This window comes from Eggerthella lenta DSM 2243 (assembly GCF_000024265.1).
In the GTDB taxonomy this organism is placed as follows: domain Bacteria; phylum Actinomycetota; class Coriobacteriia; order Coriobacteriales; family Eggerthellaceae; genus Eggerthella; species Eggerthella lenta.
In genome coordinates this window covers 1,568,542-1,593,438 of record NC_013204.1, presented here as the reverse complement: position 1 = coordinate 1,593,438, position 24,897 = coordinate 1,568,542, and the positions used below count along the sequence as shown (strand labels likewise).

21 protein-coding genes and 3 tRNA genes are annotated in these 24,897 nt (G+C 64.9%); 5 read left to right on the top strand and 19 right to left on the bottom strand.

What is annotated here, in order from left to right; genetic code table 11:
* Window positions 1-93 precede the first annotated feature (93 nt).
* Genes scpB through ELEN_RS06635 form a run of 3 tightly spaced genes read right to left on the bottom strand, consistent with a single transcriptional unit; the run spans window position 94 to window position 2,390 of the window.
* On the bottom strand, window positions 94-903 hold the full coding sequence (scpB, locus tag ELEN_RS06645) for an SMC-Scp complex subunit ScpB (RefSeq protein WP_015760526.1): 810 nt from the start codon (window positions 901-903) through the stop codon (window positions 94-96).
* A gap of 5 nt (window positions 904-908) precedes the next feature.
* Window positions 909-1,700, bottom strand: coding sequence for a segregation and condensation protein A (locus tag ELEN_RS06640; protein ID WP_009304544.1), 792 nt, complete (start codon window positions 1,698-1,700; stop codon window positions 909-911).
* 12 nt (window positions 1,701-1,712) lie between these two features.
* A complete protein-coding gene (locus tag ELEN_RS06635) occupies window positions 1,713-2,390 on the bottom strand; it encodes a site-2 protease family protein (RefSeq protein ID WP_009304545.1) in 678 nt (225 codons plus the stop codon).
* Between the two features lie 320 nt (window positions 2,391-2,710).
* Here ELEN_RS06635 and ELEN_RS06630 point away from each other — a divergent pair, with 320 nt between their 5' ends.
* A complete protein-coding gene (locus ELEN_RS06630; RefSeq protein WP_015760525.1) occupies window positions 2,711-3,493 on the top strand; it encodes a glucose 1-dehydrogenase in 783 nt (260 codons plus the stop codon).
* An 82-nt stretch (window positions 3,494-3,575) separates the two neighbouring features.
* Here ELEN_RS06630 and serC read toward each other — a convergent pair whose 3' ends face one another.
* The 5 genes from serC to ELEN_RS06605 all read right to left on the bottom strand — a co-directional run bounded on the left by serC (window position 3,576) and on the right by ELEN_RS06605 (window position 8,522).
* Window positions 3,576-4,655: a 3-phosphoserine/phosphohydroxythreonine transaminase gene (serC, locus tag ELEN_RS06625; protein WP_015760524.1), complete on the bottom strand. Its 1,080-nt coding sequence runs from the start codon at window positions 4,653-4,655 to the stop codon at window positions 3,576-3,578.
* A 129-nt stretch (window positions 4,656-4,784) separates the two neighbouring features.
* Window positions 4,785-5,255, bottom strand: a complete 471-nt coding sequence (locus ELEN_RS06620) for a tRNA (cytidine(34)-2'-O)-methyltransferase (protein ID WP_015760523.1) — start codon at window positions 5,253-5,255, stop codon at window positions 4,785-4,787.
* Window positions 5,252-7,324, bottom strand: a complete 2,073-nt coding sequence (locus ELEN_RS06615; protein WP_015760522.1) for an ABC-F family ATP-binding cassette domain-containing protein — start codon at window positions 7,322-7,324, stop codon at window positions 5,252-5,254. Before ELEN_RS06615 ends, ELEN_RS06620 begins: the two co-directional genes overlap by 4 nt.
* 210 nt (window positions 7,325-7,534) lie before the next feature.
* A complete protein-coding gene (locus tag ELEN_RS06610) occupies window positions 7,535-7,954 on the bottom strand; it encodes a cupin domain-containing protein (protein WP_015760521.1) in 420 nt (139 codons plus the stop codon).
* Window positions 7,955-7,982: 28 nt separating this feature from the next.
* Window positions 7,983-8,522: a flavodoxin family protein gene (locus tag ELEN_RS06605; protein WP_015760520.1), complete on the bottom strand. Its 540-nt coding sequence runs from the start codon at window positions 8,520-8,522 to the stop codon at window positions 7,983-7,985.
* 364 nt (window positions 8,523-8,886) lie between these two features.
* On the opposite strand from ELEN_RS06605, the gene ELEN_RS06600 reads away from it, so the two are divergent.
* Window positions 8,887-9,270, top strand: coding sequence for a MerR family transcriptional regulator (locus ELEN_RS06600; protein ID WP_015760519.1), 384 nt, complete (start codon window positions 8,887-8,889; stop codon window positions 9,268-9,270).
* Between the two features lie 75 nt (window positions 9,271-9,345).
* Here ELEN_RS06600 and ELEN_RS06595 read toward each other — a convergent pair whose 3' ends face one another.
* The 3 genes from ELEN_RS06595 to trpS all read right to left on the bottom strand — a co-directional run bounded on the left by ELEN_RS06595 (window position 9,346) and on the right by trpS (window position 11,046).
* Window positions 9,346-9,549: a cold-shock protein gene (locus ELEN_RS06595; RefSeq protein WP_009304552.1), complete on the bottom strand. Its 204-nt coding sequence runs from the start codon at window positions 9,547-9,549 to the stop codon at window positions 9,346-9,348.
* A gap of 250 nt (window positions 9,550-9,799) precedes the next feature.
* Window positions 9,800-9,874 (bottom strand) — tRNA-Asn (locus ELEN_RS06590).
* A 125-nt stretch (window positions 9,875-9,999) separates the two neighbouring features.
* Window positions 10,000-11,046, bottom strand: a complete 1,047-nt coding sequence (gene trpS, locus ELEN_RS06585) for a tryptophan--tRNA ligase (RefSeq protein WP_009304555.1) — start codon at window positions 11,044-11,046, stop codon at window positions 10,000-10,002.
* A gap of 260 nt (window positions 11,047-11,306) precedes the next feature.
* Here trpS and ELEN_RS06580 point away from each other — a divergent pair, with 260 nt between their 5' ends.
* Window positions 11,307-11,819: a DUF6125 family protein gene (locus ELEN_RS06580; protein WP_009304556.1), complete on the top strand. Its 513-nt coding sequence runs from the start codon at window positions 11,307-11,309 to the stop codon at window positions 11,817-11,819.
* A gap of 41 nt (window positions 11,820-11,860) precedes the next feature.
* Here ELEN_RS06580 and ELEN_RS06575 read toward each other — a convergent pair.
* Window positions 11,861-11,935: transfer RNA gene (locus tag ELEN_RS06575), tRNA-Val, on the bottom strand.
* A gap of 160 nt (window positions 11,936-12,095) precedes the next feature.
* Here ELEN_RS06575 and ELEN_RS06570 point away from each other — a divergent pair.
* Window positions 12,096-12,170 (top strand) — tRNA-Ile (locus tag ELEN_RS06570).
* Between the two features lie 74 nt (window positions 12,171-12,244).
* Here ELEN_RS06570 and ELEN_RS06565 read toward each other — a convergent pair.
* The 6 genes from ELEN_RS06565 to ELEN_RS06540 all read right to left on the bottom strand — a co-directional run bounded on the left by ELEN_RS06565 (window position 12,245) and on the right by ELEN_RS06540 (window position 20,847).
* Window positions 12,245-12,712, bottom strand: coding sequence for a PH domain-containing protein (locus tag ELEN_RS06565; protein ID WP_015760518.1), 468 nt, complete (start codon window positions 12,710-12,712; stop codon window positions 12,245-12,247).
* Window positions 12,713-12,838: 126 nt separating this feature from the next.
* Window positions 12,839-13,498 carry a DUF3887 domain-containing protein gene (locus ELEN_RS06560; RefSeq protein WP_015760517.1) on the bottom strand — a complete coding sequence of 220 codons (660 nt, stop codon included), beginning with the start codon at window positions 13,496-13,498 and terminating at the stop codon, window positions 12,839-12,841.
* A complete protein-coding gene (locus tag ELEN_RS06555; protein ID WP_009304560.1) occupies window positions 13,495-13,836 on the bottom strand; it encodes a PadR family transcriptional regulator in 342 nt (113 codons plus the stop codon). Before ELEN_RS06555 ends, ELEN_RS06560 begins: the two co-directional genes overlap by 4 nt.
* A 328-nt stretch (window positions 13,837-14,164) precedes the next feature.
* On the bottom strand, window positions 14,165-16,471 hold the full coding sequence (gene rlmKL / locus ELEN_RS06550; RefSeq protein WP_015760516.1) for a bifunctional 23S rRNA (guanine(2069)-N(7))-methyltransferase RlmK/23S rRNA (guanine(2445)-N(2))-methyltransferase RlmL: 2,307 nt from the start codon (window positions 16,469-16,471) through the stop codon (window positions 14,165-14,167).
* Window positions 16,472-16,667: 196 nt separating this feature from the next.
* Window positions 16,668-17,897, bottom strand: a complete 1,230-nt coding sequence (gene rpoD, locus ELEN_RS06545) for an RNA polymerase sigma factor RpoD (protein WP_009304563.1) — start codon at window positions 17,895-17,897, stop codon at window positions 16,668-16,670.
* Window positions 17,898-18,063: 166 nt separating this feature from the next.
* On the bottom strand, window positions 18,064-20,847 hold the full coding sequence (locus tag ELEN_RS06540; protein ID WP_015760515.1) for an ATP-binding protein: 2,784 nt from the start codon (window positions 20,845-20,847) through the stop codon (window positions 18,064-18,066).
* A 200-nt stretch (window positions 20,848-21,047) separates the two neighbouring features.
* Here ELEN_RS06540 and ELEN_RS06535 point away from each other — a divergent pair, with 200 nt between their 5' ends.
* A complete protein-coding gene (locus ELEN_RS06535) occupies window positions 21,048-22,097 on the top strand; it encodes a D-alanyl-D-alanine carboxypeptidase family protein (RefSeq protein WP_009304565.1) in 1,050 nt (349 codons plus the stop codon).
* A 32-nt stretch (window positions 22,098-22,129) separates the two neighbouring features.
* On the opposite strand, the gene priA is transcribed toward ELEN_RS06535, so the two are convergent.
* A complete protein-coding gene (gene priA, locus ELEN_RS06530) occupies window positions 22,130-24,472 on the bottom strand; it encodes a replication restart helicase PriA (RefSeq protein WP_015760514.1) in 2,343 nt (780 codons plus the stop codon).
* Between the last annotated feature and the right edge of the window lie 425 nt (window positions 24,473-24,897).

Here is a 24,897-nt window from a genome sequence, read left to right as displayed (position 1 = left end):
GCGGCGGCGGTGCCCACCAAGCGAGTTCCGCAGCGAAGCGAGGACTGTCCGAGCGACTGGGCATTGCCGCCGCCGGCGCCGAGCGCGGAAGGCCTACTCATCGTCCGTCTCGAACGTCAGGTTGTCGAAGTCGATCTTCTCCACGAGGCCGAACCCGCTGGCCATAGCCTCGGCGAGCATCTGCTGAGCCGCGTCGGAGGCCGCTTCCTCGCGCGGACTTTCCGCGATGCTCCCCGGTCCTTCGTCGTCCAGCTCGAAGCGCACGCCGTCCAGAGGATCGGCCTCATCGCCGTCCAGGCGCGCGTCATCGGCGACAAACGCGTCCTCGCGCGTGGCGCTCAAGCGCTCGCGGATGAACGCGCGCGTGTCATCGTCGGGCGCGAACTGGTCGAGATCGGGCAGGTCGGCCGTGGAGCGCAGGCCGAACTTCTCCAAGAACGCGCGCGTGGTAGCGTAAAGCGTGGGGTTGCCGGGCGCGTCGGCTACGCCCGCCTCGCGCACGAGCCCCTTCTCAACGAGCGAGTTGATGGAGCTGTCGGAGTTCACGCCGCGCACCGAGGCCACGCCCGAGCGCGTCACCGGCTGCAGGTACGCAACGATGGCGAGCGTCTCCATGGCCGCCTGCGACAGCTTGCGCGTGTCCCACGACAGCACGTAGCGCTCAATGAGCTCGTGGTAGGCGGGGTGCGTGTACAGCCGCCAGCCGCCGGCCACCTCGCGCAACTGGATGCCGCGGTTCTCGCCTTCCAGCTGATCCCGCAGCTCCACGAGCGCGCGTTCCGCCTGGCCAGGCTCCACCTCCAGCATGTCGGCCAACGCGATGGTGCCCACCGGCTCGTCCGTGACGAACAGCATGGCTTCGATCGCGCCCTTCAGCTGGTTGTCCTGCAAGCCTTGGAACATGGATCCTACCCCTCCTCCACCGAGGTCAGCGAGTCATCGCCCGTGAGCACGAGCTCGCCCGACCCTTCGATGTAGCGTATGTCGATATCGCCGAACAGCTCGGCCTGCTCGATCTTCACCATGGCGCGCTTGTACAGCTCGAGCACAGCCAGGAACGTCACCACCACCACCGGCACCGGCGTGCGCTCGTCCACCAGTTCCGAGAAGCGCAGCGTCTTCTTGTTCTGGATGCGCTGGTGGATGGCGCGCACGTGCACCTCCACGGGAATGGGCTTCGCGGCGATGTGCTCCGATTCCAGCAGGAACACGTCGCGGCGCGCGAAGGCGCGGGCGGCCAGCAGCGCCAGGCCGTCCATCGTGACGTCCTTCAGGTAGTCGGGCATGAGGTTCAGGAAGCACGCGTCGGGCCCGAACGGGCGCGGATGCATGCGTCCCTCGGACACGAAGCGCATGTGCAGCGCGCTGGCAGCGTTCTTGTACTGCTTGTAGGCCAGCAGACGCTCAACGAGGATGTCGCGCGCCTCGCTGGGCGCCAGCTCCTCGAACTCTTCGGCCACCGCGTCGCGCTCGCGCGGCAGCAGGCTTTCGGCCTTGATCTCCAGCAGCGTGGAAGCCACCAACAGAAAGTCGCTTGCCACGTCGAGATCGAGGTTGTCCATGCGCGACACCTCGGCAAGGTACTGATCGGCGATCTGCGTGATGGAGATAGCGCCGATATCCACCTTCTGCCGGCTGACCAGGTACAGCAAAAGGTCGAACGGCCCCTCGAAGCTGTCTATGCGAACCTTGTACGACATGGAGCCGCCCTGCTACCTGCCAAAGGAGAACAGCAGGTCGAACACGTTGCCGGCCGTCGCGTCCAGATAGATGCCGATAGGATTGAAATGCAGCACGTACGGCACGAGGAGCACCACGATGAGGAACACCGGCATCGCGTAGCGCTGCACTTTGTAATACTGCGGCAGATACTTCTGCGGCAGGAAGAACGCGAAGATGGACGAGCCGTCCAGCGGCGGGATGGGCAGCAGGTTGAAGAACATGAGGTACAGGTTGATGAGCGAAAACATGGGAAGGAACAACGTGAGGAAGTAGTAGAAGACGTCGTTCTGCGCCAGCGCGCTCACCGGCAGCACGAGCATGACGAGCGTGTACACGACTGCGCCCAGGACGGCCAGCACGAGGTTGGCCGCAGGCCCGGCGAGGCCCACGATGAGGTCGCCCTTGCGCGGGTCCTTGAAGTAGGCTGGGTTGTACGGCACCGGCTTCGCGTAGCCGAACACCGGCATGTTCATGGCCATGAGCAGAAGCGGCATGATGACCGTGCCGAAGGGGTCGATGTGCTTGAGCGGGTTGAACGACAGCCGTCCCGCGCGCTTGGCCGTGGGATCGCCCAGCTTGTAGGCGGCGAAGCCGTGGCACGCCTCGTGGCACACGATGGCGGGCACGAAGCTCAGAATGGAGCATATGAGGTAGGGTATCGAAATCATAGTGCGATCAGTCTACCGCAACCGCAGAGGGCGACATGCGCCGGGAGGGAAACTTCACAAGGAGCGAACGCCGCGAAGCCGGACTCGGCATGCGGAAACGCATCTTCGCTCCAAAAACACGCCTCAGTCGCTGAGGCGTGTTTTTGGAGCGAAGATGCCCGGCGCCAGCGCCGCTGGAAAACGTTTTCGCGCCGCTCGTGTCGCGCGAGCCCCGCGTTCAGCGCCGAACAGGCCTTTCGCCGCGGAACCGGTTCAGCGCGACCCGGCGCGCATGGTACGCTTCGTGCATGATTTCCCGATCGCGAAAAGGAGCCATCGCCATGTCAGAAGCACGCCACAACCCCGTTCTCGCAGGTCAGACCGCCGTCATCACCGGAGGCGCTTCCGGCATCGGCAAGAGCATCGTCCAACGCTTCCTGGAGGCGGGCGCAAGCTGTCTGGCCGCCGACCTCAACGAGGAGGCTCTCGCCGCGCTCAAGCAGGAGCTGGCCGAGTACGGAGACAAGCTGGACGTCGTCAAGGTGGACGTGTCGAACCGAGACGACGTGGAGGGCATGGTCGACCGCGCCGTCCAGACGTTCGGGCAGATGGACATCATCGTGAACAACGCCGGCATCATGGACAACCTGCTTCCCATCGCTGAGATGGATGACGACGTATGGGAGCGTCTCATGAAGGTGAACCTGAACAGCGTCATGTACGGCACGCGCAAAGCCGTCCGCTACTTCATGGAGCGCGGCGAAGGCGGCGTCATCATCAACACCGCGTCGCTGTCGGGCCTGTGCGCCGGACGAGGAGGCTGCGCCTACACGGCCTCGAAATTCGCCGTTGTGGGCCTGACGAAGAACGTGGCGTTCATGTACGCCGACACCGGCATCCGCTGCAACGCTATCTGCCCCGGCAACACGCAGACCAACATCGGCGTCGGGATGCGCCAGCCTAGCGAGCGCGGCATGGCGAAGGCAACGACGGGCTACGCCGGCGCCACCCGCTCCGGCACCCCCGAGGAGATCTCCGCCGCCGCGGCGTTCCTGGCCTCCGACCAGGCCGGCTTCATCAACGGCGAGACCCTCACCATCGACGGCGGCTGGAGCGCGTACTAGGAGCCCCGGTCCACCATCGCCCCAATGAGAAGCGCCCGGCCGTCGGCCGGGCGCTTCGTCGATCGCAGGCGTTTCCCGTCGCCTACGCGTTCTCGCGCTCGAACTCTCCCATGAACCTCACGAGGGCCTCGACGCCTTCGCGGGGCATGGCGTTGTAGATGCTGGCGCGCATGCCGCCCACGCTGCGGTGGCCCTTGATGCTCTCGATGCCGACCTTCTTCGCTTCGGCGACGAACTTCGCGTCCAGCTCGTCGCTTCCGGTGACGAACGGCACGTTCATGATGGAGCGGTCCTCTTTGCGCGCGGTGCCCTTGAACAGCGCGCTCTGGTCAAGGAAGTCATACAGAAGCTGCGCCTTCTCAACGTTGCGCTCTTTCATGGCCTCGAGGCCGCCCTGGGCCTTCAGCCACTGGAACACCTTGCCGCACATGTAGATGCCGTACGCGGGCGGGGTGTTGTACAGGCTCTTCGCGTCGACATGCGTGTCGTAGCGCAGCATGGTGGGCGTGCCGGGCAAAGGCTCGGACACGAGGTCGTCGCGGATGATGACGATAGTCACGCCGGCCGGGCCCACGTTCTTCTGAACGCCGCCGTAGATGAGGCCGTACTTCGACACGTCCATGGGCTCGGACAGGAAGCACGACGACACGTCGGCCACCAGCGGTTTTCCGTTCGTGTTGGGCAGCTCGTGGTACACGGTGCCGTAGATGGTCTCGTTCTGGCAGATGTAGACGTAGTCGGCGTCGTCGGACAGCTGGAGGGCGCGCACGTCGGGCACGTAGCTGAAGTTCTCGTCCTCGGAGGAGGCGACGCAGCGGGCATCGCCGAAGATCTTCGCTTCCTTGAACGCCTTCTTCGACCACGAGCCGCTGACGATGTAGTCGGCCACCTTGTTCTTCATGAGGTTCATGGGGATCATCGCGAACTGCGTGGACGCGCCGCCCTGTAGGAACAGCACGCGGTAGTTGTCGGGAATGTCCATGAGGTCGCGGATGTCCTGCTCGGCGGCCTCCATGATGGCGGCGAAGGGCTTGGAGCGATGGCTCATCTCCATGACGGACATGCCGCAACCGCGGTAGTCGAGCATCTCGTCAGCGGCTTCGCGCAGCACCTCCTCGGGCAGAACGGCGGGACCGGCGGAGAAGTTGTACACTCGAGCCATGGGAACGACCTCCTTGATACGTGACGCAGACAATGCGGTCAAGTATACACGCGTTCCACGTCCTCCGCGCGCTTTATCTTGCTAAAGCGCGAAAATGCCCGCTTGGACGGCTGGGTCAACCTGCAGCTCCTACCCCAGCCCCGGCCAACCTTGCTGACGCAGGGCCTCGTAGGCGGCCACCGCCACGGCGTTGGACAGGTTGAGGCTGCGCAGGCCCTCGCGCATGGGTATGCGCACGCAGCGGTTCGCGTGCGCCTCGATGAGGCCGAGGGGCAGGCCCCGGCTCTCGCGGCCGAACACGAGGAAGGATCCCTCCCCGTACGCCACGTCGCCGAACCCGCGACAGGCCTGCCCGGTGAACAGGTGCAGCTCGTCGGCCGCATGAGCCTCGAAGAACGCCTCGGCGCACGGCCAGCGCACGATATCCACCTCGTCCCAGTAGTCGCAGCCCGCACGCGCGAGGTTCTTCTGCGTCAGGCGAAATCCCATGGGCTCTACGAGGTGCAGCCGCGCTCCCGTGCAGGCGCACGTACGCGCGATATTGCCGGTGTTCTGCGGGATCTCCGGCTCCACCAGCACGATGTTCAAAGGCCGCGTCACAGCTGCTCCGCCTGCCTCGCCATCTCTTCCTCCAGCTCCTCGGTGAGCAGGAACCACTCCTCCTCGGCGGCGGCCAGGCGCTGCTTGAGCTTGGCGTGCTCAGCCACGGCGTCAGACGAGGCGTCCTCGTTGATGTAGAAGGCGGGGTCGGCCATGAGCTCCAGCAGCTCGGCCATGCGCGCGTTGTCGCGCTCCATCTGCTTGTCCAGCTCGGCGATTCGCTTGCGATGGTTCTTGAGCGCGGCGTAGGCGCGGTTGCGCGCCTCGGCCTCGCGGCGCTTCTGCTCCTTGGTCTTGGGCGAACTCGCGCGCGGCGCCGTGAGCTCGGCTTGGGACCCGCTCGCCGCAGCCGGAGTCTTAGCAACCGCCTTCCCTTTCGCACCCTTGGCGTCCTTGCCCTTCCCCGCCGCCTTCGCTTTGGGGCCTTCGTCCAGCATCTCGTCCACAAGCGACGGGCCGCTAGGGCCGTCGCCGTCCAGCTGTCCGCTCTTGAACAGGTAGTAGTCGTAGTCGCCGTCGTAGTTCGTGGCGCGCCCGGGCTCGATCTCCACGATGCGGTTCGCCACCCCGCGGATGAGGTGACGGTCGTGCGTGATGAAGAGTATCGTGCCCTCGAACACCTTGAGCGCCTGCTCCAGGATGTCGGCGCTGGCGATGTCGAGATGGTTCGTCGGCTCGTCGAGGCACAGAAGCGGCCGCGGGGCCACCAGCATCTTCGCCAGCGCGAGGCGGCTCTTCTCGCCACCGGACAGCACGCTCACCTTCTTGTCCACCGCGTCGCCCGTGAACAAAAACGCGCCCAGCAGCGTGCGCACCTGCGAGACGCTCCAACCCGGCGCCACGCGGTCGAGCTCTTCGAACACGGTGTTGCCGGGGTGCAGCTCCTCCAGCTGGTGCTGCGCGTAGTAGGTCTTCGACACGTGCACGCCGTACTCGATGGTGCCCGCATCGGGCTCGATGGCGCCCGCGATCATCTTGAGCAGCGTCGACTTGCCCGCGCCGTTGGGGCCCACGAGCGCGATCTTGTCGCCGCGGTACATGGTGAAGTCGAAGCCGTCGTACACGGCCTTGTCGCCGTAGCGCTTCACGAGACCGCGGGCGCGCACCACCTCGTCGCCCGTGCGCGGCGGCTGCTTGAAGTTGAACTTGACGGTTTTCTTCTCCTCGGGAAGCTCGATGCGCTTGATCTTCTCGAGCTTCTTCACGCGATCCTGCACCTGCTTGGATTTCGTGGCCTTGTAGCGGAACTTCTCGATGAACGCCTCCATATGGGCGATCTCCTCGGCCTGCTTCGCCGCCTCGGCGCGCAGGCGCTCCAGGCGCTCCTCGCGCGTTTTGAGGTAGGCCGAGTAGTTGCCCTTGTAGAGGTTCACCTGGCCGTTGTCCACCTCGGCCACGCGGTCCACCATGTTGTCCATGAACGCGCGGTCGTGGCTGACCACGATGACCGTGCCCGCGTAGCCGCGCAAAAAGCCCTCGAGCCACTTCACGCTCTCCAGGTCGAGGTGGTTGGTGGGCTCGTCGAGCAGCAGCACCTCGGGGTTGCGGATGAGCAGCTTCGCCAGCGCGATACGCATCTGCCAGCCGCCCGAGAACTCGGTGGTGCAGCGCGCGAGGTCGTCCTCCTTGAAGCCCAGGCCGAACATGACGCTGCGCACCTTCGCCTCGATGGTGTAGCCGCCCAGCACCTCGTAGGCGTCGCGGGCGCGCCCGGCGGCAGCAAGCTGCTGCGGCGTGGGGGCCTCGCCCAGCTCGGCCTCCAGCTTGTGCAGGCGGCGCTCGGCTTCCAGCACCTCCACCTGCGAGGACATGACCTCCTCGAAGATGGGCTGGTCGGCCATCTCGATGGCCTCCTGCTCGAGGTAGCCCACGCGCGCGCCCTTCGCGAACAGCACCCGGCCCTCGTCGGGATCCTCGGCGCCCGAGATGATGTTGAGCATAGTGGTCTTGCCGGCGCCGTTCGGGCCCACGAGCGCCAGGCGCTCGTATTCTTCCAGGCGGAACGTCACGTCGCGGAAGAGCTGGCGCCCTCCGAACGACTTCGAGATATGTTCAAGCTGCATGATCATGGTGCGTGCGCGCTTTCTGCTTGCAGTTCGGTGCGGTGCTGCGCCCGCAGGCGCAACTTGTCTATGATACCGGAAGAAGCCGCTTGCGGTGAAACGGGTTCTTCAATCGCAGAAAGCTCCTATATCGGCTAGCCTCCTCCCCCTCCGCACCGTTGCGCGAAACGGACGGGCCGGGCCGACGCGGCCGGAGCAGCAAGCCGCGATCCCCTCCTACGCCAGCGCGGCGTAGTCCTCGTCCGAGACGGGCTCCAGCCACTCGTTCGACGCGCCTTCGGCCGGCACGGCGATGGCCACGTGCGAAAACCAGCTGTCCGGCGCCGCCCCGTGCCAATGCTTCGTCTCGGGCGGGATGCTCACCACGTCGCCCGGCTCGAGCTCTCGCGCAGGCCGACCCCATTCCTGGTAGTAGCCGCGCCCGCCCGTGACCAGCAGTATCTGGCCTCCCGCATGGTGCACGTGCCAATGGTTGCGGCATCCCGGCTCGAACGTCACGTTGCTCACCCCCACGCCCGCGTCCGCCCCGGTCAGCGGCGCCAGATAGCTTTTGCCGACGAAGTACTGCGCGTACGCCTCGTTCTCCTCGCCCAGCGGGAACACCGCTGCAGGGCCCAGGCTCTCCTTCATGTCCATTGGGTTTCCTTTCGTTCGCGGCATGCGCTTACGCGCGCAGGCCCATCTCGTACGCCTCGTCCATGGCGGGACTCCCCTCGATGTCGCCCTTCGCCCACGCGCCCGCCCCGCACACGACGCCGCGCTCGACGGCGCCTGGCAGGCAGTCGGTGAATCCGCGCAGGCCCTCGAACGTGCGCTCCATGAGCGCCTTGTCGCCGTCGGCCATCGTCGCAATGAAGTAGAACTCCTTGTTCGCAAGCGTCGCATAGCGCGCCACAGTGCGATCGATGAGCACCTTCATCTGGGCGTCCATCGTGTAGAAGTACACGGGCGTGGCCAGCACGACGACGTCGGCCTCGGCCATCTTGTCCAGCACGGATGCGGCGTCGTCGCGCAGCGCGCACGCCCCGTCGCGGTCGCGGCAGTAATCGCACGCGCGGCAGAAGCCGATGACCTGCTCGCGCAGGAACACCTCCTCCACGATGTTGCCCGCCTCGAGCGCCCCTTCGATGAACCGCTCGCACAGAAGATCAGAGTTGCCGTCCTTGCGCGGGCTCGCCGCCACCACCAGAATGCGTTTCGCCATTGTGCCTTTCCTCTCGTCTCGACTGTCTGACGAACCGATCCTATTCCTTCGAGCCGGCTCCAAGTCAAGAGGAAAATGCAAACCGACCGTTCATGCAACGCGCATTGTTTCCAAATCGGCCTTTGCCGCTAGATGGCAACCGGCACGTCCTCAGGCCGCCGGGCTCCACGCTGCCATAAGCCGGCGCGCGCCGATGTCGGCGCGACGGCGGAAAGCCGCCTGGATCGCACGCTGCTGCCATCCGTCATCGCATGCGAAAGGAAGGGCCATGCTACGGGAATCCGGGCAGATTCGCCCGCCATCGCTTGACTTGGAGTGGGTTCCATGTGGTTCATCAATGCACCTACGAGGTAAGGAGCTTCCCATGAAGATCGCCGAAGTGAGCAAGGAATACGGCTTGTCCGCCGACACGCTGCGCTATTACGAGCGCATCGGCCTGCTGCCGAACGTCACCCGCACGGCAAGCGGCATCCGCGACTACAGCGAGCAAGATTGCGCGCGCGTGCAGTTCGTGAAGTGCATGCGGGCCGCCAGCGTGTCCATCGAGGCGCTCATCGAGTACATGGCGCTGTACGACCAGGGCGACTCGACCCTCGAAGCGCGCAAAACACTGCTCGAGGAGCAACGTGCGCTCGTGGAGCAGCGCATCGCCGAGATGCAGGCCGGCCTCGATCGCCTGAACTTCAAGATCGACAACTACGACAAGACCATCCGTGACTGCGAGAAGAAGCTGCGCGGCGAAGCGTGATCCGCAGAGCCCGGCCTTGCATGCAAAAAAAGCGGCCCCTAAGGGCCGCTTTTGCTCGTTCATGCGTTCAAAGCTTTAGAGCACGCACACCTGCGTGGCCTGGCTCTTGCCGTTGGAACCGGACGCGATCACGAATTCCACCTTGGCGTTTTCGTCGAGGCTCTTGTAGCCGTCGCCCTGAATCTCGCTGAAATGGACGAACAGGTCTTCGCCGTTCTCCTGGGAGATGAAGCCGTAACCTTTTTCAGAGCTGAACCACTTAACCGTACCTTGAGACATACAAACCTAGCTTTCCACCCCGAAGGGCTCATACTGCGACGCATGCAACCGTGTTGTCAGCGTTGCGATCATAAGCGACGTGTTGTCGCCTACCTCAGTATAAGCCCTGCAACGGAGAATCCGAGGAGCAGAGCCCGATACTTGCTCGCACACAAGATCAGCACTTTTCGAAGTGCGCGAGGCGAAAGGTGCCGGATGCGACGGAATAAAAAAACAGACCAGACTGTTCGTCTGGCCTGCCGTTAAATTCTGGCTCCCCGGGTAGGATTCGAACCTACAACCCTCCGGTTAACAGCCGGATGCTCTGCCGTTGAGCTACCGAGGAATGTGCGCCCTTGATCGCGCAAGTGAAGATTATACCGGAACCTCATCATTTCGCAATACCGAATTTTCAAAAATTGGGCACTTGCAAGATTTCCAATGATAAGGCCAGGTCATAAGCCAAAAAGTCTAATAAACCATGTTCATGGCTTCTCTTACCTCATCGAGCGTGGCGTTCGCGATCTCGTTGGCACGGCGGTTGCCCTCGTGCAGCACATCCTTGATGTAGTCCATGTCACCGGCCAGCTGCACGCGACGCTCGCGAATAGGCGCCAGGAACTCGTTCACGCTCTCGGTGACGTACTTCTTGAGCGTGCCCGACCCGCCGTCGCCGATCTCTTCGGCGATGTCGACCTCGGTGCGGCCCGTGCACAGCGCGGCGGTGGTGAGGAGCGCCGACACGCCGGGACGGTTCTCCTTGTCGTAGGTGATCATGCGGTCGGCGTCGGTCTTCGACTTCTTGATGAGCTTGGCGGTTTCCTCCGCGGTCAGCGACAGGCTGATGGCGTTTCCGTAGCTCTTCGACATCTTGCGCCCGTCGAGGCCGGGGATCTCCACCGCGTCGTTCAGCACGCCCTCGGGCTCGGGGAACACGTGGCCGTAGCGCTCGTTGAAGCGGCGCGCAACCTGACGGGTCTGCTCGATGTGCGGCAGCTGGTCCTTCCCCACCGGCACGATGTTGCCCTTGCAGAACAGGATGTCGCACGCCTGATGCACCGGATACGTGAGCAGAAGCCCCGTGAGCGCGTGGCCCGACGCGTCCATCTCTGATTTCACGGTCGGGTTGCGAAGAAGCTCGGCCTCGGTGACAAGCGATAGGAAAGGAAGCATGAGCTGGTTCAGCGCCGGAACGGCCGAATGCGTGAAGATGATGGTCTTCTCGGGGTCGATGCCGCAGGCCAGGTAGTCCACCACCATGTTGTACACATTGTCCTGGATGTGCTCGGTGGTATCGCGATCGGTGATCACCTGGTAGTCGGCGATGATGATGCGCGTGGTTATGCCCATGTCCTGCAGCGCGACGCGTTCGCGGATGGTGCCGAAGTAGTGGCCCATGTGCAAACGGCCCGTGGGACGGTCGCCCGTGAGCATGGTGTACTTCTCGGGGTGGATGGGAAGATCGGCGCGGATCTCGTCGGAGCGCTTGCGGCTCGCTTCAAAACTATCGATGCTCATAGTGTCGGTTCTCCGTTGATCGAAGCTCTTCGTTGGATGGTTGCAACGATTCAGTATAACGGTTTTCGCCGTTCGGTACAGCAATCGCCGAAGCTCCGGCAGCCCGTCCGAACGCCCGCCCTGCGCTCGACCTGAAGGGCGAGACCCATAGATCCGCCCATTTGAGGAACGCGGGAGGAAAACCGGAGCCGTTCGCGCGCAGTATAATTCCTACGTACGCGATATACGCGCCAGCCAAAGCGAGAAGATGGAGCACCCACATGAACGACACCTTGCGCAACCTTGGGAAAGACGAGCTCGTCGAGCTTCTGGAGATATACGCGAAGAACCTCATCGCCCTCGACGGCACCTGGTTTCAGTCCCTCGAACGAGAAGAGGGCATGGATACGGCCGTGCGCCATGACATCGAGGCGTGGCGGCGCTTCAGCGTGTCGGAGGCGCGACGCATCAAGAAGTTCCTCGGGCTGGACGAGCGCCCCGGCATCGAGGGTCTGGCCCGCGCGCTCGCGCTGCGCTGCCAGTCGGCCGCGAACGTCGACGAGATCCTCGTGGAAGGCGACGAGCTGACCTACCGCATCGTCGACTGCCGCGTGCAGAACGCGCGCAAGCGCAAAGGCATGGGGTTCCATCCCTGCCGCAGCGTGGGCGTGGTGGAGTACGGGGTGTTCGCCGAGAGCATCGACGACCGCATCTCCTGCGAATGCCTGAGCTGTTTCCCCGATATGACGGACGACTCCTGCAATTGCGCTTGGAAGTTCACGCTGAAAGCGTGAGGATATGAAAAAGCCTTCCGAAAGGAAGGCTTTTGAATTCATGGTGGTCGCTACAGGATTTGAACCTGTGACCCCCGCCGTGTGAAGGCGATGCTCTCCCGCTGAGCCAAGCGACCGTTTCGGTTGCGTCGTTCGCAACGTTTGAGTATTTTACCGGTAGTTTCGAATACGCGCAAGCCCCTTTTTCGAAAATTTCTCGAAGAGGATTTGCATCGGCTTGCGGATATCCCCTTGGCATCGGCGCCCGTTTTGGGATAGAATAGCGGGACGCTTTACGGGCCTATAGCTCAATGGTGGAGCAGGGGACTCATAATCCCTTGGTTGCAGGTTCGAGCCCTGCTGGGCCCACCAGGAAAATCGAAACCGGTTGCGCTACGACTCGCGCAACCGGTTTTTTATGCGGCGGTCGCCGGGTCGCCCGGAGCTCACCTGGACTTGGAAACGGAGGCCCTTCGCACGATCTCGACCTGGGGGCACCGCCGCTCGATCTCGGCGAAGAATTCTTCCTTGTCCTTGACGGCGATCATCAGCTCCTCGTAGCCGATGCGCAGCTCGATGCGGTCGAACGACGCCGCCAGGGAAGCCAACGAGTTGGACGTCTCGCGCAACCGGCGGATCTTCGAGACGGGATACGTCGCCTTCTGGAAGCCGAACACGATGAGCAGGTTGCCCTTCCCGTCGAACTCGACGTAGTTGCGAAGAAGCGTAGGGATGATGAAGATGTCGCAGAGGACGAGGCACAGCAACCCGACGACAAGGCCTATAAGCGCTCCTTCTTTCGCAGGATCGGCGAAGAACGACGCGAGCGGCCACGCCAGCATGACGTTGACGCCCACCGTCAACGCGTAATACCACCCGTCCACTTTCCCCGCGAACCTCATCGGCTCACCCATGATGCTCCTTCAATACGTCGGCATACTGCTTGATCTGAGAGACGACCGTCGCCAGCGAGCGGAAACGACCCGTAAACCATGCCGACTGCGCTGACGACGCGTGCGAGGGCGAACCCCATAGGACTCCTACCTCATATTCAATCCGATGATCTTCAAATCTTCGTTAAAACCTATATCGAACGTCACCGTAGTATTCTCGTATATTGCAACCAGATTGACGGCGTTGCCCGTCATCCCCATCTGCGAGACTCCCGTTGCATACGTGTTTCCGAACGACTTGAGAGCACCCCAATCGTCGCCGAACAATGCATGGGCATCGTTCATGACCGGCTCGGTGAGCGCCTCGGCAGCGGCATCGTCGAGCATCGGACGCAACTTGTCGTAGTCGCCCTCCCCCACAACCTCAGCCACTTTCTGAGCCTGTTCGATCACCTGCTGCTCGCCGAGATTCGAGCTTTGTCCTGCGGGAGACAATTTCGGCGCAGCCCACCATGCGGCCGCGCCTACGATCGCGACGATTGCCACCGCGACGGTCGCCACGATAGCTATCGTCTTGGTGCGCTTGCGTTTCTTGCCGGCGGCTCGCTCCGCTTCGGAGAGATCCTCGTTGAACTCTTGCGCCACCTGACGCGGGTCGCCCATGCGGGATTCCACCTGCTCCCAGGTCTCGCCTGCTGACAGAGCAGCGGCGATGTCGGATTCGAGGTCGCGCACGAACTCGGCTTGGCGCGCTTTCGAGCAGGTCAGACGCTTCGCAACCGCCTTCACATAGGATTCCTTGTTCATTGCTCCTCCTCCATGATCGACCGCACATGTCCGTCGAATTCGTTCCAGATCTCGTACATCTCGCGCAACGCGTCGCGCCCCGCCTCGGTGATCGCGTAGTACTTGCGCGCGGGCTCCTTCGCAACGTGCGCGCTCATGCGGCTGGTCACGAGGCCGCCGTCCTCAAGCCGGTAGAGGATGGGGTACAGCGTGCCCTCCTTGAGCGCGAGCGCGCCGTTCGAGCGGTCGCGAAGCTCGCTGATCAGCTGATAGCCGTATTTCTCCTCGTGCTGCAGCAGCTTCAAGACGAGCATGTCGAGCGCGCCCTTCTTCATCTGCTGCGCGAACCGGAGCTGCATTCCGAACCCTTCTCTCTATCACCTAGCAATACTAAATATTTCTGATCTGCGAATATCTTGCAATACGAGAAGACCGAGCAAAAGCCCGACGCTGCAGCGCATCGGGCTGAAAATGACGAAAAGACGTCGAATTTGGAAACCGCCGCGTCCTTTCGGACACACTCGGCACAATGTATGCAGGAAAGGCCACTGCGCGACCAGGCGTTTCGCAAAAGGAAGCCGACCGGCACCCGCGAAAACCGGTGCGAGATTTCCGAATTCGATGCTTTTTCGCCATCACCGGCACCGTCGGCAGCCCGTACGCCGCGTCGAGGAACAGGAAGACGGGTTACTGGGTTCTTTTAACCAGGTAGCATTTATGGATACGGGGGTTGCGTTCGAAGTCGTGGGGAATGGTCTGCGCCGTGATGTCCTCGAGCGTGACGCCGTACTTGGCCAGCGCCTCCTCGTCGGGCTTGAACGAACGGAGGTTGCACGAGAACACGGCCTCGCCCTCTTCCGACAGCAGGCGCGACACGCCGATGAGCAGCTCCACATGGTCGCGCTGCACGTCCCACGTGCGCTTGCCCATGGCCTTGGAGTTGGAGAACGTGGGCGGATCGACGAACACGAGGTCGAAGCGGCGGCCGGTGCGGCGCGCTTCGGTGACCCACGCCATCGTATCGCCGCGTTCGAAGGTATGCTGCTCCCCCTCGAAGCCGTTGGCTGCCATATTGCGCGCGGCCCAGTCGAGGTAGGTCTGCGACAAGTCCACCGTCGCAGTGCTCTTGGCGCCGCCACCGGCTGCATGCACGCTCGCCGAACCCGTGTAGGCGAACAGGTTGAGGAAACGCTTCCCCTCGGCCTTCTTCCCCACCAGCTCGCGCGTGAGACGATGGTCGAGGAACAGGCCTGTATCCAGGTAACCGGCCAGATCGACCTCGAACAGATAGCCGTCCTCGCGCACCTGGGTGACGTACGAGCGCCGGCCCGAGTCGCGATACTGGCTGCCGCCCTTGTCGCGGCGGCGCACCTTCGAGAACACGTGGTCGGGGCGCACGCCCAGCACCACGGGCGCGAGCGCCAGCACGTCGTCGTAGCGGCGCTGCGCCTTGCCGGGATCGATGGTCGAGGGCGCCGCGTACTCGGCGATGTGCAGGTACAGGTTGCCCTCGGCATCGCCCGCGCCCGGATACACGTCGATGGCCACGGCGTAGTCGGGCAGGTCGGCATCGTACACGCGGTAGCACGACACGCCTTCACGGCGCGCCCACTTGCGGCGCTCCTTGGCCGTTTTGCGCAGCCGTGCGGCGAACTGCTCGGACGTCGGCTCCAGCACCTCCACCACATGCTCGGCGCCGCCCGCGGGATCGGGCACGACCACCTTCACGGCCTCCATGGGAGGCTTGTCGAACACGAGCGCCTCGGTCTCCACGCGGTCGCGGCCGAGCACGGCGCGCACCGCGGGCGCGACGCCAAAGCGCGCCTCCACAATCTCGCCGCCGGCCACGGCGAACGTCGAGCCCGCCGGAGCGACCGAAGCCGCGCGCACGAACGCGGCCGCGTCAGCCTGCGAGCGCGCGTCGGACTGGGCCCGCTCGCCCGTGGGCAGCACGCTGGCGACCGTGCACGAGGCCGCCTCTCCGCCGCGCTCCCTGCCGGCAGCGGCGCACACGCGCGACACCAGCTCATCGACGCTCTGCGCGTCCGCAAGCTCGATGCTGACGGCCTGGCGCAAGCCCGCGCGCTTGGCATGAACGCGCGCCCGCGCTATGGCCGGAGACGACGTGGACGCGCCCGCGAAGCGCACATGCGCCGGATCGGGCGGTGCCGACGCGGGGCCGTCGAGCGCGCCCGGCGCCGTGGCCGACGCGAGGCCGCGTTCGAACCGCTCGTCCGCCTCGTCGATGAGCTCGTTCCAGACGTCAGGATCCGAAGGCACCCAGCCGAAGAAACCCCAGCGCTCGCGCGTAAGGCCCGGAGCCAGGTCGCACGCGGCAGATGCCGCCTCCACCACCAGGAAGCCGTCGCCGCACGCCGGATCGACCAGTGCCTCGCCGCGGCTTCCGCGGGTGCGCCAACCTGCCAGCGCCAGAAGTCCGGCCGCGAGCGCGCACGACAGCGGGGCGTCAGGACCGTCGTCGGGCGTGAGATAGGAACGGTGGTACAACGATTCGCCCGACAGGTCGAGCGAGATCGTGGCGCGCCCCTCCCGCACGCGCACATCCACCGAAACGTCGGCATGATCGGCGTCGACGTCGGGACGTTCGCCGCGCATCTCACGCAAACGGTCGCATACGGCATCCTTCACCTTGAGCGCCGTGAACCGGGTGTTGCGCAGCTCGTCGTTCATGCCGTGCGCCTGCACGGACATGCTCGCGCCCGGAACGATGACGCCCTCCCAGGCGATGCGCCGCACGCCCTCGTACAGCAGGTTCGCATCGCCTGCGTTCACGCGCCCCACCACCACGAGGATGCGCGAAGCCAGCCGCGACCACAGGCACGCCGACAACGCATGGCGCACGTCGCAGAAAAAGGCGACGCCCCCGCCGAGGGGGCGCACGCGCTTGATGCCCAGACGCTTCAGCTCTTCGGCGAGCGGCGCCTCCAAACCGGACAGGCAGCTAGCGAACAGTTCGAGGTTTTCGTTATCCATACAGCGCAGATCCAATCTTCGCATGCCGCAGGTTGGCGTAGTAAGTCAGCGAGAAGGACCCTGGCGTTCCGAATTGGCGGGATGGAGAAGGCGAAGCGTACGTTGCGTACGCGAGTCTTCGCCATCGCGCCAAGGCGGGGCGCCAGGGTCCTTCGCAGCGTCGGCCCGTTCCGACGGCCGTCAGGCCGCCGGAACCTTAATCTTCCAGGTAGTCTTTCAGCTTGCTCGAGCGGGACGGGTGGCGCAGCTTCGCCAGCGTCTTGCTCTCGATCTGGCGGATGCGCTCGCGCGTGACGCCGAACTCGCGTCCGACCTCCTCGAGCGTGCGGGGATGGCCGTCCTCCAGGCCGAAGCGCAGGCTGATCACCTTGCGCTCGCGTTCGGCCAGGCCGTCGAGCACCTTCGACAGCTGCTCTTGCAGCATGCTGAACGAGGCGGCGTCAGGCGGCACCACGGCGGCGTCGTCCTCGATGAAGTCGCCCAGCTGGGAGTCCTCCTCCTCGCCGATAGGCGTTTCCAGCGACACGGGCTCCTGCGAGATCTTCTGGATCTCGCGCACGCGCTCGGCGGGCAGACCCATCTCCTTGCCGATCTCCTCGGGGCTGGGCTCGCGGCCGAGCTCCTGCAACAGCTGGCGCTGGATGCGCACGAGCTTGTTGATGGTCTCCACCATGTGCACGGGAATGCGGATGGTGCGGGCCTGATCGGCGATGGCGCGCGTGATGGCCTGGCGGATCCACCAGGTGGCGTACGTCGAGAACTTGAAGCCCTTCGTGTAGTCGAACTTCTCGACGGCGCGGATGAGGCCGAGGTTGCCCTCCTGGATAAGGTCGAGGAACAGCATGCCGCGTCCTACGTAGCGCTTGGCGATGGACACGACGAGACGCAGGTTCGCCTCGATAAGCTGCTGCTTCGCGTCGATGCCCACCTGCTCGATGCGGCCGAGGCGGCGCTTCTCGCGGCGTTCGAGCTCGATGCCCTCGTCCTCGGCCTTCTCAAGCTCCTCCATGGCGGCCACGCCGGCCTCGATCTTCATGGCGAGGTCGATCTCTTCGGCGGCCGTGAGCAGCGGGACCTTGCCGATCTCCTTGAGGTACATGCGGACGGGGTCGCCCGTGAGCATGGTCACGCTGGCGTCGGCATTGCGCTTGCGCACGGAGCGCACCTTGCTCTTGCCCGCCACCTTGGGCAGCTGAACCTCGACCGTCGCCTTAAGCTCCTCTTCAGGAATGCCTTCGAGCAGGTCTTCGTCGTCGCTGTCATCGGACAGGGGGCTTTCAAGCTTATCGTCGTCGAGTCCGTCGCCGGCGTCGACCACATCGGGCTCGTCGTCGAGGGCGTCTTCCTCCAGGATGTCTTCGGCTTCGATCGAGGCAACCGCCGCGTTGTTCCGCTCTTGGGCTTGCTTGCTTGAGGCTTGGGCCACGTGATCTTCCTTTCCGACCGGACTGCGCGCAGGGCATGAGTATACATACGCACCAGGCGCAAAGATACAGCCAAATAATATACCACACTTTTCCGTCATCTTGCTGACGAATATGACGCTTGCGCAGGTTTTGCGAGGCTCGCGAACTTGCGCCGCAACCGTGGGCCTACCCCTTGCGCGGCAGGTAGCTGCGCAGCGTCTCGTAGAGCTGCTGGGCATCGAAGGGCTTGGGGATGAAGCCGTCCATCCCGGCAGCGGCCGCGTCCTCGCGGTCCTCCTGGAACGTGTTGGCCGTGAGCGCGATGATGGGCACCGTGCGAGCGTCTTCCCGATCGAGCGCGCGGATCTCGATCGCCGCCTCGAGGCCGTCGAGCAACGGCATCTTCACGTCCATCAACACGAAATCGAACGCTCCCGGCTCCGAAGCTTCGAACATGTCCACGGCTTCGCGCCCGTTCGCCGCACGCCGCGCCTCGACGCCCTGCATGTCGAGCAGCGCCACGGCAATCTCGGCGTTCAGATCGTTGTCTTCGGCAAGCAGCACGCGCGAGCCCGCAAGCGACCGGTCGGCCGTTTCCGCAGGGGTCTCCTCGTCCCCCAAAGCCTCCTCGTCGGCCGTCGGCAGCTCCAGCACGAAGAAGAACTCCGAACCCTCGCCGACGCGACTCTGCACGTCCAGCCTTCCGCCCATGAGTCGTACGAGGTTGCTGCTGATAGCCAGGCCGAGACCCGTCCCCTGCGCGTTGCGGCGATTCTCGGACGCCTGCTCGAACGACACGAAAATGCGCTCGAGATCCTCCTCGCGGATGCCCGCGCCGGTATCTTCCACGCTGAAGCGCACGCGCGCGCTTCCCTCGTCGCGCATGAGCACGACCACGCTCAGCCGGATGGCGTCCCCCGGATCGGTGAACTTGAGCGCGTTGGACAAGAGGTTCGCCAGCACCTGCTGCAGCCGCACGTCGTCGCCCACCACGACGTCGTCGGCATCGCAGCGGGTCTCGAACAGGACTCCCTTGTCCTCGGCCTGGAGAAAGAACATGCTCTGCAGACGCTCGGCCAACGAGCGCAGGCGGAGCGGCGCCGTCTCTATGCGCATCTTGTCGTTCTCGATCTTCGACATATCGAGGATGTCGTTCACGAGCGACAGCAGGAACTGGGCCGACATGTTGATCTTCTCGAGACTCGAGCGAATGGACGGCGTGGCTTCCCCCGACAGCGACGCCACGCTCGAAAGCCCGATGATGGCGTTCATCGGCGTTCGGATCTCATGGGACATGCGCGAGAGGAAGTCGGTCTTCGCTCGGCCCATCTCCTCCACCTTCTCCAGCTTCATCTCCATCATGCGGTTGCGCACCTTCGCCACCGACACCACGATGACTATAGCGCCCACGAACAGGCACAGCACGAGGCTCAACGCCACGACGAGCAAGGGGTTCTCGGAGACGAGCGCTTGAATGGTGCGCTGCTTGCCGAACGAGGGCATGCTATTGTGCGACGCGATGGTGTCCAGCTCGTCCTGCGAGAAGCTGTTCACCGCCTTGCTCATGATCGAGTACAGCTCCGTGTCCACGGGCTTGGCGAGGGCGAACGAAAGGCCCGCCTCATGATGCTCGGAGGTTGCCGGCGTGATGTTGCTGAACGAGTGGTCGATGAACAGGCCTTCCGCGAACGCGACGGGCATGCTGGTGGCGTCGGCGCGTCCGGAGTTCACCGCTTCGAGGCAGTCTTCGTAGGTACGGTAGTGCACGACCTCGGAAGCCTCCACGCCGTCGGTGCCATCACGCCCTTCGATCTGGGCGAAGACCGTTTCCCCGGAGGAAGCCAGCTTGTTGCGGAACACCACCTCGTTGAGCGACGCGAAGCTCTCGGTGATGGCGAGCTGTTGGCCGTCCGCCGCGTAGCCGTCGTCCAAGAAGCCGCCCATCATGTCCACTTCCCCCGATTTAACCAGGTCGACGGCATCTTGGTACGTACTGGCATGCACGAGGCGAAACGCGAGCCCCGTGCGCTCGGTGACCAGGTCGAGCACATCCTTCTCGATGCCCTGGTACAGTCCGTCGCGCTCGTAGTACAGCGGGTAGCGGCCCTGCATGACGGCCACGCTGATCTCGCCTGCGTTGTCGATGAACGCACGGTCGGCTTCGGAGAACTTGATGGCGCATTGGCGGCGGGACGGCAGGTGCTTTGCATCGAGCTCGTTCGCGAACTCGGCATTCGCCGTGTAGATCGACGTCATCGCTGCATCCAGATCGTCCTTCAGATCGCTTCCGAACGGCATGGCTATGTAGTACGGTTCGCCGTCGAACTCGGCGGCGACCCTGCGGCCTTCGGTGACGTCCACGTCACCGCCCAGCACCACGTCGGCGGTGCCGTCGTCCAGGCATTTCGAGTAGGCATCGTAGTCGAGCGGCAGGACGATGCAGTGGATATCGTTGAAATCGAGGTAGTTTTCGAGACGGCGAATCTTCTCGGTAGCGTTCTCGAACACGCCGATGGTCTTGCCGTTGAGCGTGCGAGAGTCGAAGACGACGACATCGTCGTTCTCTTCGAGGCTGATGAGCAGGGCGTGGTTCGCACCGATGGCGAAGTTCGAATACTGGAACGAATCGACGAGCTGCTCCCGATAGTACATGCCGCCCATGAGGTCGATCTCTCCCGCAGACGTCCGTTTCATGAGACTTTGGACATCGCCGTCCACAAACTCATAGGTCCATCCGGTGTACTTGGAAACCTCCGCGAGCCAATCGTAGAGGATGCCGGAGCGCACGCCGTCGGCATCGGTCTCGCTGATGCCTTCGACCTCGGGGAACGCCACGCGCACCACTCGAACGTCCTCGGATGCATCCCGCGAACCGCCGACATCGGCCGCCGCGGGAACGACGAAGACGGTTGTTGCCATCAGCAATGCGGCCATCGCCGAGCAGACGCAACGCGCCGCTCTCTTTCCCACAGCCCATCCCTCCTTCGACACCCGCGAGAACGTCTCACGATCAGCTAGGATACCACGGTCTTGCCGAAAACCTACGATCCGACATGAACGGAGGCCCGCAAGAACCGATAAAACCGTTTTAAGCCGCTTCCCATGCGACGCTCTCCAGCGCGTAAACTGTTACGCAGACGAACCCTCCGCACGCACCCGAGGAGCAGCCGATGAACGCCCGACGCCGCCATCTCCGCGCAGCCGCCTGCCTGACCCTGGTCGGCCTCCTGGCGTGCCTGCCGCTCGCGGCCGCCTTCGGTTCCGTGAACGAGGACGACATGGTGCTCCGTCTCAGCGCCGCCGAGCGCGCCTTGCCGCCCGACCGGCTTCCCGACTTCGACGCATCCTGTGCCGCGCTCATGGACGAGGACGGCACGCTGTGGTTCGGCCGCAACGCCGATGACGCCGCGCAGATCGCCTCGCTGACGAAGATCATGACCGCGATCGTGGCGGCGGACTGGCTGGACGCATCGACGATGATCGAGGTCACGCCCGAAGCCGCCAGCGTCGGCGAATCGAGCGCCGGGCTCGCGCAAGGCGACTCTATGACCTTCGACGACGCGCTGAAGGCGCTGCTCACGGCTTCGGGCAACGACGCGGCGTCGGCCATCGCCCAAGCGGCCGGAGCGCGGATGCTGGCGCAGGAGGGGTCGGGCGGCGACGCGTACGCCTGCGAGGCGGCGTTCGTCGAGGCCATGAACGCGAAGGCGGCCGAGCTGGGGCTGGAGAACTCGTTCTTCGCGAACCCGCACGGCCTGGACTTCGACGCGTTCGCCCAGGGGCAGTACAGCTGCGCGGCCGACGTGGCGACGATGCTGCGCGCGGCCATGCAGATCGACCTCGTCCGAGCGAACATCGGGTTCTCGCAGGCAGACATCACGGTCCAGCGCGACGGGGCGCCCGTGACGCTGGCGCTGGAGAACACCGACGCCCTGCTGGGCAGCTACCCGGGCGCGTGCGCGGCCAAGACCGGCTACACGTTGGCCGCCGGGCCCTGCGCGGCGTCGGCCGTGAACCGCGGAGACGGGCACAAGTACTACGCCGTGGTGCTGGGGTCGTCCTCGAAGCCGCAGCGATTCGTCGATTCCGCAGCGCTGTACGACTGGGCGTACGCGAACCGATCCTCGCTGCGCGCGCCCATTGCGGACGAGGACATCGCGGGTCTGGCCTGGGGCGAGCGCGTGGCGTTCACGGTCGCCTGGTTCATGGAGGGCTGGTAGGCCGAACGTCAGCAAGCCGCGGCGCGAGCGCGCTACAGCAGATCGTCGGGATCGACGTCCACGGCCACGTTCGCATCCCTGTCGGGCTTGCGACGGCGGAAGAGGGGCAGCAGCGCATCGGACAGGTCGGCGTCAGCCGGGCACTTCACCACAATATGCCAGCGGTACGTGCCGCGCAGCTTCGCCAGCACGCACGGCGTGGCGGGCAGCACGCTCCAACCGTCGCCGCCGAAGTCGCGCACCGCCTCCTCCAGCGCCGCCTGCAGCTCGGCCGCCACGCGGCGCACGGCCGGCTCGTCCTTGCTCCACACCAGCACGTTCGCCATGCGCACGTAGGGCGGGTAGCCCAGCAGGCGGCGCTTCGGCAGCTCGTCGCGCAGGAACAGGGCGCGGTCGTAGGCGGCGGCCGCGCGGATGGCGGGAGCGTCGGCCTCGTAGGTCTGCACCAGCACGCGGCCCGGCAGCTCGGCGCGGCCCGCGCGGCCCGCCACCTGCTCCACAAGGTCGAACGTGCGCTCGGAGGCGCGGTAGTCGGGCAGCTTCAGCATGGTGTCGGCGTTGATGACGCCCACGAGCGTGACGTCCTCGAAGTCGAGGCCCTTCGCGATCATCTGCGTGCCCAGCAGCACGGCGGCGTCGGCGGCGGCGAACTCCTCGAGCAGACGCTGGTGCGCGCCCTTGCCGCTCGTGGTGTCGGCGTCCATGCGCACGATGGGCACCCCCGGGTCCACGCCGGGCATCTCGTCGAGCAGCACGCGCAGCTCGGCCTCGACCCGCTGCGTGCCCGCGCCGAACTTCTTGAGGTAGGGGCTGCCGCATTCCGGGCACACGGGCGGCGTGGGTATCCGATAGCCGCAGTGATGGCAGATCAGGAAGTTGCCGCGTTCGTGGTACGTGAGCGACGTGGAGCACGAGGGGCACTCGGGCACGAAACCGCATTCCCGGCACAGCAAGAATTTCGCGAAGCCGCGCTGGTTGAGCAGCAGCACCGCCTTGCGGCCGGCGGCCAGCTCCTCCTCGAGCGCGCGGGCCAGCGGCAGCGCGAACATCGAACGCGACCCGCCGCTGAACTCCTTCGCCATGTCCACCACCTGCACCTCGGGCAACGGTTTGCCGTTCGCGCGCTCGGGCAGGCTCACCTGATGCCATGAGGGGTTTTTCGCGCAGGCGTGCAGCGCCTCAATGGAGGGCGTGGCGCTTCCCAGCACCACGGCGGCCCCGGCGCGCCGCGCCATCCACACAGCCACGTCGCGCGCATGGTAGCGCGGCGCGCTGTCCTGCTTGTAGGAACCTTCGTGCTCCTCGTCGATGACGATGAGACCGAGGTTCGAAAGCGGCGTGAACAGCGCGCTGCGGGCGCCCACGACCACGCGCGCCGCACCCGAGCGGATGAAATCCCACTGGTCGTAGCGCTCGCCCTGGCTCATGCGCGAGTGCATGACGGCCACCAGGTCGCCGAAGCGGCCACGGAAGCGCGCCACGGTCTGCGGCGTCAGCGATATCTCGGGCACGAGCACGCACGCCGTGCGCCCGGCGGCCAGCGTCTCCTCGATGGCCTGCAGGTACACCTCGGTCTTGCCCGAGCCGGTGACGCCGTCCACGAGCACCACCTCGCCCGCGCCGCGCGAGCGCGCCGCGTCGATGGCCGCGAGCGCATCAGCCTGCCCCCGCGTCAGCGGCGGCTTGGGCGAGGGGGTGAACGACGGCACGGCGGCCGAGTCGGCCGACGGCGCCGAACCTGCGGAGCCCTCCGCCATCCCCCGCATGCGGCGGCGGTGCTCGATGCGCACGACGCCCTGCTTCTCCAGTGCCTTGAGGGGCGACGACACCGCGCCGAACTCGGCCGTCAACTCGGCCACGCGCAGCTCGCCGCGCTCGAGCGCGGCCGCGATGGACGCCTGCTTCACGGCGTTCTTGCGCGGCTCGAAGTCCGCGAGCGCAGGCCCCGGCACCACCCAGCGGTCGTCGACCTCCCCCACCGTCGGCTCTTCAAGACGCCAGTAGCCTCCCTGCGCGCGCACCATGCGCGGCACGCCGCCGGGCGGCGTGAACAGGCGCACGCACGACGACAACGGCGCGATGTAGCGTTCCGAGAGCCACTGCGCGCACGCAGCCCCCTCCTCGTCGAAGTACGGGCGGCTCACCGCGCGCACGATGCCCTTGAGCTTGGCAGGGTCGAGACCTGCGGGCCAATCGCCTTCGGCGCGCTCCTCGATGCCGATGATGAAGCCGACGGCCTGCCGCGGCCCGAACGGCACGAGCACGGCGCAGCCGACCTCGATCGGCTGGTCGCCCGCTTCTTCAGGGACGGCGTAGGTGTACGGCGCGTCGAGCGCCTGCGTGGGTATGTCCAAGATGACGGATGCGAGTTTCATGCCCCCAGTATATCCCAACCCCGAGCTGCCGCAGGAACCCTACCGCTCCACCGCAGGAAATCCCTTGGCATCCCGTTCGCCCCTGCAGCCGAACACGCTATCCGTTGTTAAACCAGGATCGACATGCACCGCCGCACGCCGCTTCCCCTATCGGGCGGCTGGCGATCGGGCGAGACGAGCGCCTGGTCGATGGCCGAAGAGGGCTTCCGAACCGCCGGCGAGTTTTCGAGGGACGAGCCGACCTGGGCTATGTCAATCTTGGTTTAACCGCGGAACACGCTACCGTTGACGAAAAACCATCGGATTCGGAAGTTCTTAAGCGAACCTCAAGCGCACAGAGAAAGCTCCTGTCGAATAAGGACAGGTCACCGGAAAGATCACTTTCGATATCGCGCAACGAGCTCGACCGAAACGCACGATCTCTT